Source organism: Roseixanthobacter psychrophilus, assembly GCF_043195195.1.
Classification (GTDB): domain Bacteria; phylum Pseudomonadota; class Alphaproteobacteria; order Rhizobiales; family Xanthobacteraceae; genus NCEH01.
In genome coordinates this window covers 91,296-103,292 of the sequence record NZ_JBAFWT010000013.1, presented here as the reverse complement: position 1 = coordinate 103,292, position 11,997 = coordinate 91,296, and the positions used below count along the sequence as shown (strand labels likewise).

At 65.4% G+C, this 11,997-nt stretch carries 7 protein-coding genes; 3 read left to right on the top strand and 4 right to left on the bottom strand.

The features are described 5' to 3' along the window. Positions 1 to 2: 2 nt before the first annotated feature. Genes V5F77_RS13835 through V5F77_RS13825 form a run of 3 tightly spaced genes read left to right on the top strand, consistent with a single transcriptional unit; the run spans position 3 to position 3,311 of the window. Positions 3 to 1,850, top strand: a complete 1,848-nt coding sequence (locus V5F77_RS13835; RefSeq protein WP_429005940.1) for an ABC transporter permease — start codon at positions 3 to 5, stop codon at positions 1,848 to 1,850. Further along, positions 1,847 to 2,617, top strand: coding sequence for an ABC transporter ATP-binding protein (locus V5F77_RS13830; protein ID WP_429005939.1), 771 nt, complete (start codon positions 1,847 to 1,849; stop codon positions 2,615 to 2,617). Before V5F77_RS13835 ends, V5F77_RS13830 begins: the two co-directional genes overlap by 4 nt. Beyond that, positions 2,610 to 3,311: an ABC transporter ATP-binding protein gene (locus V5F77_RS13825; RefSeq protein ID WP_429005938.1), complete on the top strand. Its 702-nt coding sequence runs from the start codon at positions 2,610 to 2,612 to the stop codon at positions 3,309 to 3,311. The genes V5F77_RS13830 and V5F77_RS13825 overlap by 8 nt, the downstream gene beginning before the upstream one ends. A 15-nt stretch (positions 3,312 to 3,326) precedes the next feature. On the opposite strand, the gene V5F77_RS13820 is transcribed toward V5F77_RS13825, so the two are convergent. From V5F77_RS13820 to V5F77_RS13805, 4 genes are all read right to left on the bottom strand, one after another. Then, positions 3,327 to 6,164 (bottom strand): HD domain-containing phosphohydrolase, encoded by a 2,838-nt coding sequence (locus V5F77_RS13820; RefSeq protein ID WP_429005937.1) that lies wholly within the window; start codon positions 6,162 to 6,164, stop codon positions 3,327 to 3,329. Positions 6,165 to 6,355: 191 nt separating this feature from the next. Further along, a complete protein-coding gene (locus V5F77_RS13815) occupies positions 6,356 to 7,252 on the bottom strand; it encodes a substrate-binding periplasmic protein (protein ID WP_429005968.1) in 897 nt (298 codons plus the stop codon). A 124-nt stretch (positions 7,253 to 7,376) separates the two neighbouring features. Further along, positions 7,377 to 7,856: a hypothetical protein gene (locus V5F77_RS13810; protein ID WP_429005936.1), complete on the bottom strand. Its 480-nt coding sequence runs from the start codon at positions 7,854 to 7,856 to the stop codon at positions 7,377 to 7,379. A gap of 418 nt (positions 7,857 to 8,274) precedes the next feature. After that, positions 8,275 to 11,937, bottom strand: coding sequence for a hydantoinase B/oxoprolinase family protein (locus tag V5F77_RS13805; RefSeq protein ID WP_429005935.1), 3,663 nt, complete (start codon positions 11,935 to 11,937; stop codon positions 8,275 to 8,277). Positions 11,938 to 11,997 lie beyond the last annotated feature (60 nt).

Here is an 11,997-nt window from a genome sequence, read left to right as displayed (position 1 = left end):
TTTTGGATTTCATCGTTGCCCAATTCCTCACCGGCCTTGCCAGCGCCTGCGCGCTGTTCCTGGTGGCGAGCGGGCTTTCGATCATTTTCGGCGTCACCCGCATCGTCAATTTCGCCCACGGCGCCTTCTACATGCTGGGCGCCTATGTGGCCTACAGCCTCACCGAAGCCTTGTCGGGTGCCCTCGGCTTCTGGCTGGCGCTGGTGCTCGCGGCCGGCCTCGTGGCGCTGGCCGGGGTGGGGATGGAAATTCTTCTCCTGCGCCGCATCTATCGCGCGCCCGAACTGTTCCAATTGTTGGCGACCTTCGGCGTGACGCTGATGGTGGAAGATGCCGTGGTCCTGCTCTGGGGGCCGGAAGACCTACTCGGCCCCCGCGCGCCCGGACTGAAGGGCGCGGTGGATATTCTCGGCCAGGCCATTCCCGCGTATGATTTGTTCCTGGTCGGGCTCGGCCCGGTTGTGCTCGGCGCCTTGTGGCTGGCCTTCCACACCACGCGCTGGGGCATATTGGTGCGCGCGGCGACCCAGGATCGCGACATGGTGGCCGCGCTCGGCGTGAACCAGAAATGGCTGTTCACCGGCGTCTTCGCCCTCGGCGTCTTCCTCGCGGCATTGGGCGGAGCGCTGCAATTGCCGCGCGAGGCGGTGAACCATTCCATGGACCTGAAGATCATCGTCGAGGTGTTCGTGGTGGTGGTGATCGGCGGGCTGGGCAGCGTCACGGGCGCGTTTCTGGCCGCCGTGCTGGTGTGCGAGCTGAACGCCTTCGGCATTCTCATCCTGCCGCAAGTGTCGCTGGTGCTGGTGTTCGCGGTGATGGCGCTGGTGCTCGTGCTGCGGCCCTATGGACTGCTGGGCCGGGCGGATGGCACCGCGCGGCCGGCCATCGGCAGCTTCATCGTGCCATGGCGCCCCTTCACGGCGCGCGAGCGCGCGCTGGTGGTCGGCCTGATCGTGATCGCCGCCCTGCTGCCGCTCGGAGCCGGCGCCTATGTGCTGAACGTCGCGGCGGAGATCGCGATTTTCGTCCTGTTCGCCGCGAGCCTGCACTTCCTGATGGGGGCGGGCGGCCTGCCCTCGTTCGGTCATGCGGCCTATTTCGGTCTCGGCGCCTATGGCGCGGCATTCGCCCTGAAATTCGCCGGCCTTTCCATGATCGGCGCGATTGTGCTCGGCCCGTTGCTCGGCCTTGCCGGGGCACTGCTGTTCGGCTGGTTCTGCGTGCGCCTTTCCGGCGTCTATTCGGCCATGCTCACTTTGGCCTTCGCGCAGATCGCCTGGGCGGTCGCGTTCCAATGGGTTGAGGTGACCGGCGGCGACAACGGCCTGCTCGGCGTCTGGCCGCAAGGCTTCGCCGCCACGCCCGCCGGCTTCTACTGGTTGGCTCTTGCCATCGCCGCGCTCGGAGTGATGGCTTTGCGCGCGCTGATCTTTTCCCCCTTGGGCTACGCCCTGCGCGCGGCCCGCGACAGCGCATCGCGGGCCGAGGCGCTGGGCATCGACCGCCATCGCACCCAATGGGTGGCATTCGCGCTCGCCGGCCTGTTCGCGGCCATCGCCGGCGCGCTGTTCGCCTTCCTGAAAGGCAGCGTGTTTCCCGACACGTTGGGCATTCCGCTCTCCGTGGATGCACTCGCCATGGTGCTCCTGGGGGGGGTCGAGACAATCTCCGGCGGGGTCGTCGGCGCCATCGCCTACAAGCTGCTTACGGTGTGGCTGGTCAGCGAGACCGAGCACTCCAAGCTGGTGCTTGGCATGATTATCGTCGCGCTGGTAGTCGCCTTCCCCCATGGCATCGTCGGCACGCTCGGCCGCCTGCGCGCGCGCCGCAGGGCGGCCACCCCATGAACCCGCCGCTATTGGAGGCGATCGGCCTCGCCAAGAGCTATGGCGGTGTCGCGGCGGTGCGCGACGTGTCCTTTTCCCTCGCAGCCGGCGAGATCCTCGCCCTCATCGGCCCCAACGGCGCCGGGAAGAGCACCTGCTTCGGCCTGATCGGCGGGCAAGTGGCCCCGGATGCCGGCACGGTGCGCCTCGCCGGCACCGATATCACCGGCGCACCGGCGCGCCGCCTGTTCCGCCTTGGGGTGGGGCGAACGTTTCAGATCGCCGCCGTGTTCGGCTCCATGAGCGTGCGGGAGAATGTGGCGGTCGCCCTGATGTCGCACCATGGCGCCCTTCGCCGCCCGTTCGACTTCGCTCGGCGCGATGGCGGCGAAGCCGACGCGCTGCTGGTTCTGGTCGGTCTTGGCGACCAGGCCGAGCGGGCCAGCGGCGAACTGGCCTATGGCGACATCAAGCGCCTGGAACTGGCGCTGGCGCTTGCAAACCGGCCGCGCCTGCTGCTGATGGACGAACCCACCGCCGGCATGGCGAGCGGCGAGCGCATCGCTTTGATGCGCCTCGTCGCTCGTCTCGCACGCGAGCGGCAGATGGGCATCTTGTTCACCGAGCATGATATGGACGTGGTGTTCGAGCATGCGGACCGGGTGCTGGTGCTGGATCGCGGCAGCTTGATCGCGCAGGGACCGCCCGCCGCCATCCGCGCCAACCCGCAGGTGCGCGCAATCTATCTCGGCACTGGCCTGACCTTCTCCGGGGGCGCGGATGCTTGAGGTGGCGCATCTCGATGCCTTCTACGGGCAAGCCCAGATCCTTCACGACGTGGCGCTGAAGGTCGAGCGAGGAGAGGCCCTTGCCCTGCTGGGTCGCAATGGGGCGGGGAAATCGACGACGCTGCGCGCCATCATGGCCCAGGGGCCACGCCGCACCGGCACCATCCGCTTCCTCGGGCGCGACGTCTCGGCCTTGCCGACGCACGACCTGGTCCGCGCCGGACTAGGCTATGTGCCTGAAGACAGGCGCATTTTCACCGATCTTACGGTGATGGAAAATCTGGAAGTAGGCCGCCGTCCCGCCCGCTCAGGCCTTACCCCGTGGACGGTCGAGCGGCTTTTTGCCTTGTTCCCCAATCTCGCCGAGATGCGACGGCGGCGCGGCGCGGAGATGAGCGGCGGCGAGCAGCAAATGCTCACCCTCGCCCGCACCCTCATGGGCAACCCTTTGATGCTGCTGCTGGACGAGCCTTCCGAAGGACTGGCGCCGCGCATCGTCGAGCAGATGGCGCAGGCGGTTACGGTCTTGAAGGCGGATGGATTATCGATCCTCCTGTGTGAACAGAACCTGCATTTCGCCCGACTGATCTGCGATCGCGCCAACATCATCGCGCGCGGTGGCATCGTATTCGGCGGCAGTTTCGCGGCGCTGGACCAGGACGCCGCACGCCGCGATTCCCTCCTCTCGGTATAGGACCGCGCGGCCGCGCTAAGCCGCACCGCTCGATTGGGGGGGCCAGCCCACCACAGGATCGAGCTGGGCGAGGATCGCATTCACGTTCACCGCGTCGCGCTGGTCGGGACGCAGGAAGCGACGCGCATAGACCTCCCAGAGTTGCGAATTGAGGAAATAGCGGAATACGTCGGGATCGAGATGACCGTCGCGGCACATGGAGGCGATGATCTGCAAAGATTCCGTCAGAGTCTTCTGCCGCTTGTAGGGTCGGTCCGAGGCGGTCAGCGCCTCGAACACGTCGGCCAGGGCCATGACCCGATCCATCAGGTCGAGCTGCGCCCCGCCGAGACGGCGCGGATAACCCTGCCCATCCAAACGTTCGTGATGCGTGGCGGCGATCTCCGGCACGCGCCGCAGGTGGGCCGGCCAGGGCAGGCTCAGCAGCATGATGTAGGTCTGCACAATGTGATCATTGATCTTGAAGCGCTCTTCTTCCGAAAGCGTGCCACGCCGGATCGAGAGATTATGCAACTCCCCGAGATTCAGCCGGTTGGCCGGCAGCTTCATGTCGAAGCCGTAGATATTGTCCGGATCGCCTTTTTCCACGGGCGGCTTGCGGCCATGCCAGGCGACCACATGCTCGGGCCGGTCGGCGAGCAGCGGCTCCGCGACCGGCAACACCGGCGCCGGCACATCGGCCATCCGCCGGGCTTCCTCCGCGGACAGGCCGAGGCGATTGTCGAAATGGCGCATCCAGGTCTGGCCGGCGATGGATTCGAGGCGAGCAATGCTCGCGTCGGTCAGGAATTCCCCACCGACATTGCAGGCGGCGACGAAGGCGAAATCCTCGCGCAGGGCCGTTTGTTCCGCCTGCATGTTTTGCTCCGAGGCGGACACGCTGGCGCCGTCCAGCAGACGCCGCAGATGGCGCAGCTCGGCATCGCGCCACAACACCTCGAAGCGGGTCCGGACTTCGTGAATGCGGTTGAAGATGGTCTCCAGCTTGGTGGCCTTGTCGATGACGTGCTCCGGGCTCGTGACCTTGCCGCAATCGTGCAGCCAAGCCCCGAGGTGGAAGGCGTAACGCTCGTCCTCGGTGGGGCGGAAGGTGCTGTAGGGGCCGCTTGTCTCCTGCCGCATGCTGTCGACGATCATGCTCGCCAACTTTGGAACCCGCTCGCAATGCCCGCCGGTATAGGGGCTCTTCGCGTCGATGGCGTCCGCCATCAGGTGGATGACGCCGTCAAGCAGCGTCTTCTGCGCCTCGATGAGCTGGCGGGTCTCGATGGCGACCGCGAGCACGCCGGACAGCTTCTCCGCGAAGGCGTGGAAGTCCGCGCCGTGGTTGTCGTTCAGGGGATGGTTCAGCAGCAGCAGCCCGAGGGTCCGGTGCTGACGATCCCGCAAGGTGAAGGCGATCTGCCCGACTTTTGGAGGAAGCATGCCCACCGTGGCGAGATCGTCGGTGCCCGGAAGCGGCAAATACTGGGGAAACGCGAAAACGCTGCTGTCGTCCTTCTCCCCCCGGCGGGCGGTCGCGGCGCGCTGCAAGCCCGTGCCTTTTTCATCCGCGAGATAGACGGCCCCGAACAGGCAGCCGGTGATCGCGATGGTATGGCCCAGCACCTTCTGCAGCATCTGATCGAGCCGCGTTTCGGTGCTGATGGTCTCGGTGGTGACGAGGAAGTTCTGGATTGTCACGCAGACATCGCACAGCACGTCCTCGAGATCGCGAATTTCCCGTACCACGCTGTGGACCCGCTTGGGCTGGCGGAAATCGAAGCGGGTCAGTTGCTGCGCCTGCAGGGTCAGGCTCGCGAGGCTAAGACCGAGACGCCGCCCGGCGAACCATCCAGCGAGCAGCAGGACGCCGATCAAGGCGAGCGTCCACCACAATTGGCGTGCAAGGCCTTTACGGATCGACGCCAGGAGATCGCTATCGGGCGTGGCGATCAGGAGTCGAAGGTCGCGGCCGGGGAGTGCGTCGAGGGAGATGGATCGGCCAAACCAGGTTTCCCCACCCGCCTCGTAGATCATGGAGGATGGGCGGCCGTGGGCCAGTTGCGCCAGTTTGCTAAGCGCTTCGATGCCGAGGCTTGAAATCTGCCGAAATTTGAGCGTGTCGCTCTCGCGCTGCACCGTGCGCGCGAAATCCGAATAGGCGATGACAGTGCCGTCGGGATCGATCACGGCGATCTCTGTGCGGGGCGTCGGCCTGAAGTCGCGCAGTTCGTTGTGGAGGTCGGAAACAGCGACGTCCATTCCGAGGGTCGCGCCGCCATCCTCGCTGCGGCGGCTCAGGGTCACGCCGACTTCCCCGGTGGTGTGGAAAATATAGGGGTTGGTGAGATATTCGCCGCCGTCGGCAGGAGCGGCCCGATACCAGGTCCGCTGCCTCGGGTCGTATCTGTAGTCCGGCTTGATCTCCGCCTGAAGCAGCCGCAACTGCCGGTCGAAGAACCTCCATTCGCCCACCGGATCGCCTTTGGTGTCGAGCGTGACGGACTGGACGAGGAATGCCGCGTGGGGTGGTGCGTTGAAGAATTTTTCCTCCTGCCTCCCGGAGAGGCCGCGAACCAGGAAGAACTCCCCGTTCGGATAACCCGCATACACGGCGGACACGAAGGGGATGCTGTCCAGCATACTCGCGAAGACCGGCAGGCGTTCCAGGCGTTGCGGCAAGTTGCTCGCCTCGGAGAGGGGATCGTGGGCGAGATAGTGCAGCGTTGCCGACGCAGGACCGAGCATCCTGCGTGATTTTTCATTGATCAGCTTGCCAAGGTTCTGGGCATTCTCGCTTGCAGAAGCCAGGAGCGCCCCCCGGGCTACTTGCCAGCCCTGCCACATCAGCAACGCACCAAGCGCTGCCATCGCGCAGACCACGACGAGCGCGATCAAAAATTGCAGAGGCAGCGTTTTCCGGCGGTCCCGGGGCACTGGGATTGAGGCCGCATCAGGTGTGATGAGAGTCACTTTGGGCCTTCCGAAAGAAATATCTGCGGTAGTTGCTTCGGACCTCGCAAGAGTCCGCAATCAGGGTGGGCGCCCGAACATCGTCGCCCTCAACGATCCGGAGGCAGGTCGAGAAAATCCGCCAAGGCCTGCGGCGGCATATAAGGTTGTACAATTCTGCGCCACACGCCGGACAGGATCAATCCTTCCATCACACGTTGCCAATTGGCCATGTTCGCCGGCGTGAAGCGGACGTGGGAGAAGGCAAGGCCGACTGGGAATGAGGGAAGCTGCAACGCCGGGTAGGGCGTGAACGCCTCGCGCGTCGCCGGGTCGAGACCGAGATAGGCGTGCACAATCGGCTCGATCATTGCCGTTACCTCGCCGGCGCGCAGGCCGGCCAGGGAATCGACAGCAATAGGATATTCACGCACCTTGCCGGCGAGACGGAGCTGCCGGACCTTGCCGTCGAGGAGCGGCCCGTAATGCAGGCCTTCAGTGATTCCGAGCCGGAAGCCGGGAGCGTCCATCCAGGCCTCAATCGCCTCGGTCGTCTCAAGCCCCAAGCCCCCGCGCGCCACGATGACGTTGCGCCAGCGTCCATAGGGAATGAAATAGGCGATGCGACGCCGTTCGGGCGTGGAGGCGGACATTGTCGCAATCTGCACCTCGCCGCTGCGCAGGCCTGCCCAAATCTTGCTGCGCGGAAGGACGACGATGCGAAGCACGCAGCCGGACGCATTGGCCAAAGGCTGCACCAAGTCCGCGTCGAACCCCTGCCCGTCATTGAAGGAAACCACGTTCTCGAACAGTCCGAGAGTGATCGCCCGCGTGCATCCCATATCGCCACGGCGCTCGGCATCATTCGCATAGGGTGAGGTGGAGGCCGGCTCGACGACGCGCCAGGGCTGGCTTTCCGGCGCAGCGTCGGCCGCCGCCCAGGCGGACGAGACCGTCCACCCGAGCACCAGCACCGCAGGTATGGGCACCACCATCCGGAAGAACATCGCTAACACGATACGCCTCCCCTGGCCCCGCGCGGGGGCGCGCCCCCACCATGTACCGCCAACCTACAAGCTTTGGCCATAGCTTAGCCAGCAAGAGTGCGGCGGAATCAGCGCATCCGCGCCGCTACCGCACGGGCGGGGCGAAGGACTGATTGCTGAAGGGAGAAGAAGTCGGCACCTGCACGATGATGAAGCCCCGCCCGATCGACTGATGACAGGCATTGCAAGCCCCGGTCATGTCGTGGAAGGCGGCGGCGAACTTCGCCCCGTCCTTTTGCCGGATCGCCTCGCCGATGAGATGGGCGGGCTCCGTCATGGAACTCATGTCGGCGACCGGAATGCCGGGATACAGCATCAGGGCGTCCTCAAAGCTCGCCCGAATCTGGCCGAGTTCATATTCGGCCAAGTCCCAATTGCCGAGGCGTCCTGCAAACCAAAGCTTGAAGTGCCGAAGTTGCATCGTTTCCATGATATCGCCGAGGCGCGGAATATAATGGTCGCGGGTCGGCGATGGCGTGTTGACCTGCGTCACCCCAGCCATGGGAAACAGCAGAAGGCCGGAAAGCGCGACCCCCGCAAGCGTAACCATCCATTTTGTGCGCATGGATTTAACTCCGGCCGGGTTGAAGTCTCTCCGCACCTTACGCGACACAGCGGAATACCGTTTGATCAGGATCAATGCCCGCGCCCAGGTTCGCGGCGCTCAGCACAACAGGATACGCCCACCCTGCCCCGCAGGCGATGATAATAGACACAGATGCAATGCGCACCTATTGAAGTTTTCCCGGGCTGGCGCTGATTTATTTGCCTCTACACTGGATGATGTTTTTGCGGAGCAGCACACTTTGCAAAGGACTTCCCGCGACTTCAGAGGCAAGCGCCTCACTCGGATACCCCGACCAGAGCGCATGGCGCCCTGATCGGGACCGGCCTGTGGAGCAACCGACCCTTCAGCCGGTTGCGGACCCTTCCAAAAGACGCGCCGACCGCATCGCACGCTCAAGTCGCGGCGCGGCGCTTCGTCAAACGGTCTTGGACTTTCGCAGCGCCGGATCACCATACCCGCCGCCGGTAGGCGTGATGACGATCACCGCCTCGCCGGCCTCCAGCACCGTCTGGTCGCAGCCTTCCAACACGTTGTAGGACCCATCATTGCGGCGCACGAACCCTTCGCCCACCGCGCCATATTCCCCGCCGTCCACGCCGAACGGGCGCACGCGGCGGTGCGAGGACAGCAGCGCGCAATCCATCTTCTCCAGGAAGCGGATGCGCCGGTAGGTGCCCGCGCCCGCGTTCCACTGTCCCCTCCCGCCCGAGCCGGGCCGCACGTGGAAATCCTCCAGCAGCACGGGGAAGCGGGTTTCCAGGATTTCCGGATCGGTGAGGCGGGAATTGGTCATGTGCACATGCACCGCATCCGTGCCGTCAAACCCGGGACCTGCCGGGGAGCCCGAGCAGATGGTCTCGTAATACTGGATCTTCTCATTGCCGAAGGTGAGATTGTTCATGGTGCCCTGGGAAGCGCCCATGGCTTTGAGCGCACCGAACAGGCAATTGGTGACCGCCTGCGAGGTCTCCACATTCCCCGCAACCACGGCCGCCGGATAGACCGGGGAGAGCATGGAGCCCTGCGGCACCACGATGTCGATGGGGCGCAGGCAGCCGGCATTCATGGGGATTTCGTCCTCCACCATGACGCGGAAGACATAGAGCACGGCGGCGCGCGTGACCGGGGCGGGGGCGTTGAAATTGGTCTCCTGCTGGGGCGAGGAGCCGGTGAAATCCACCGTGGCGCGGCGGGCCGCCTTGTCGACGGTGATCTTCACCTTGATCACCGTGCCCTGGTCCATCTCATAGCTGTATTCGCAGTCATTGAGACGATCGAGAACCCGGCGCACGCTCTCCTCGGCGTTGTCCTGCACGTGGCCCATATAAGCGGTGACGACATCGAGCCCGAAGGTCGAGATCATCTTGCGCAATTCCTGGATGCCCTTCTCATTGGCGGCGATTTGCGCCTTGAGGTCCGCCACGTTCTGCACCGGATTGCGCGCGGGATATTTCGCACCGGAAAGCAGGCCCAGCAATTCCTCTTCGCGGAAGCGGCCCTGGTCCACCAGTTTGAAATTGTCGATATAGACGCCCTCTTCCTCGATGATCGTGGCGCGCGGGCTCATGGAGCCGGGGGCAACGCCGCCCACATCCGCATGATGGCCGCGCGAGGCCACCCAGAACAGCAGCTCCTTGCCCGCATCGTCGAACACCGGCGAGCACACGGTGATGTCGGGCAGATGGGTGCCGCCATTATAGGGCGCGTTGAGGGCGAACACGTCGCCGGGCCGGATGGCCCCCTCATTCTCGCGGATCACGGTTTCCACCGAACGATCCATGGAGCCCAAATGCACCGGCATATGGGGCGCGTTGGCCACCAATTCTCCGGTGCCCGAGAACACCGCGCAGGAGAAGTCGAGCCGCTCCTTGATGTTCACGGAATAGGCTGTGTTCTGTAACGTCACGCCCATCTGCTCGGCGATCGACATGAAAAGATTGTTGAACACCTCCAGCATGACCGGATCGGCATGGGTGCCCACCGCCTCGGCCCGCTTGAGCGCCACCGCGCGGGTGAGAAGCAGGTGATCCTTCACGCTCACCTGAGCGCGCCAGCCCGGCTCTACGATCACTGTCTGGTTGGGCTCGATGATGATCGCCGGGCCCTCCAGCACCATGCCGGGCCGGAATGCGGCGCGCAGCACCGCCGGGGCCTCGTGCCAGTGCGCGCGCGAGAAGAAGCGGACGGTGCGATCGGCCTGCGGGGTGCCGGCGCTCAAGGGATGGTCGGCCTCCGCAATGCCGGCGCCGCCGCCGGAGGACTGCACCTCGATGGCCTCCACCACTACCGGCTTCTCGGGCGAGACGAAGCCGAATTGGGCCTTATGCTTGGCCTCGAACGCGCCCAGCATGGCGGGAATGTCGGCCAGGGTCACCGAGAGCGGGGTATCGGTGCCCTCATAGCGCAAATGGAGCTTGGCCTGGGTTTCCACCTCTGCCGTTGGAACGCCCTGCCCCACCAATTCCGCAGCGGTCTCCGCCGCCAGCGCCTCGCGGGTTTCGCCGAGCGCGACCAGGGCTTCCGGAGCCAGGCGCACGCCCACCGCCTTGGTGCGATGCGCGCGGATCGCGGCGAGCCCCATGCCATAGGCCGACAGCAGGCCGGAGAAGGGGTGGATGTGCACGCTCTTCATGCCGAGCGCGTCGGCCACCAGGCACGCGTGCTGCCCGCCCGCCCCGCCGAAGCAGGTGAGGGCATAGCGCGTTACGTCATAGCCGCGCTCCACCGAAATCTTCTTGATGGCATTGGCCATGTTTTCGACCGCGATGGTGATGAAGCCGTCCGCGACGGCTTCGGGCGTGCGTCCGTCACCGATGTCCTGCGCGAGGGTGGCGAACTTCGCCCGCACCACTTCGGCGTCGAGCGCTTCGTTCTGGCCCGGCCCGAAGATCTTCGGGAAGAAATCGGGAATGAGCTTGCCGAGCATCACATTGGCGTCGGTCACCGCCAGCGGCCCGCCGCGCCGGTAGCAGGCGGGGCCGGGATTGGCGCCGGCGCTGTCGGGGCCGACGCGGAAGCGGGCGCCGTCATAATGCAGGATCGAGCCGCCGCCCGCCGCCACGGTGTGGATGCGCATCATCGGCGCGCGGATGCGCACGCCGGCCACCTCGGTATCGAAGGCCCGCTCCAGTTCGCCGTCGAAATGGCACACGTCCGTGGAGGTGCCGCCCATGTCGAAGCCGATGATGCGCTCAAGCCCGGCGATGCCGCCGGTCTCCGCCGCGCCAACCACGCCGCCCGCCGGACCGGAGAGCAAGGCATCCTTGCCCTGGAACAGGTCCGCCGCAGTAAGCCCGCCCGACGACATCATGAACATGAGTCGGATGGGATCGGCGCCCGCGGGCTCACCGGCGCCGAGTTCCTCGGCCACCTGACCCACATAGCGGCGCAGGATGGGGGAGAGATAGGCATCCACCACGGTGGTATCGCCGCGCCCGACCAGCTTGATGAGCGGGGAGACCTCGTGGGACACCGAGACCTGGGCAAAGCCGATCTCGCGCGCCACGGCCGCCACCTGCTGCTCATGGGCGGGGAAGCGATAGGCGTGCATGAACACGATGGCCACCGCGACGATGCCGGCGGCATAGGCTTCTTCCAGGCCCGCGCGCACCGCATCAAGATCGGGCGCCGCCTCAATGGTGCCGTCGGCGCGCAAACGCTCGTCCACTTCGAGCACGCGCTCGAACAGCATGTCGGGCAAGATGATCTTCTTGGCGAAAATCTTCGGCCGCGCCTGATAGCCGATCTTCAGCGCATCGCGGAAACCGCGCGTTGTGACCAGCAGCGTGCGGTCGCCCTTGCGCTCCAACAGCGCATTGGTTGCGACGGTGGTGCCCATTTTAACGGCAGAGACGAGACCCGCCGGGATCGGTTGCCCCGCCTTCAGACCGAGCAACTCGCGGATGCCGTGGACCGCGGCATCACGATAGGCGCCGGGATTTTCCGAGAGCACCTTGTGCGCGACAAGGCTGCCATCGGGGCGGCGACCGATGATATCGGTGAAGGTGCCGCCCCGATCGATCCAGAATTCCCAAAGCCCACGCTCGCCCGCGCTCGCGGCGTCTGCGTCCACTGCCATGTCTGACCCCTGTGCTGATCTCATTCGCCGCGCCGCCCGTATGGGTCCGGCTGGCCCGTT

What these genes read in the sequence shown, in the direction of transcription:
- V5F77_RS13830 (WP_429005939.1), top strand. Translation starts at nt 1,847, where the DNA reads ATGAACCCGCCGCTATTGGAGGCGATCGGCCTCGCCAAGAGCTATGGC.
- V5F77_RS13825 (WP_429005938.1), top strand. Translation starts at nt 2,610, where the DNA reads ATGCTTGAGGTGGCGCATCTCGATGCCTTCTACGGGCAAGCCCAGATC.
- V5F77_RS13820 (WP_429005937.1), bottom strand. Translation starts at nt 6,164, where the DNA reads ATGGCAGCGCTTGGTGCGTTGCTGATGTGGCAGGGCTGGCAAGTAGCC.
- V5F77_RS13815 (WP_429005968.1), bottom strand. Translation starts at nt 7,252, where the DNA reads ATGTTCTTCCGGATGGTGGTGCCCATACCTGCGGTGCTGGTGCTCGGG.
- V5F77_RS13810 (WP_429005936.1), bottom strand. Translation starts at nt 7,856, where the DNA reads ATGCGCACAAAATGGATGGTTACGCTTGCGGGGGTCGCGCTTTCCGGC.
- V5F77_RS13805 (WP_429005935.1), bottom strand. Translation starts at nt 11,937, where the DNA reads ATGGCAGTGGACGCAGACGCCGCGAGCGCGGGCGAGCGTGGGCTTTGG.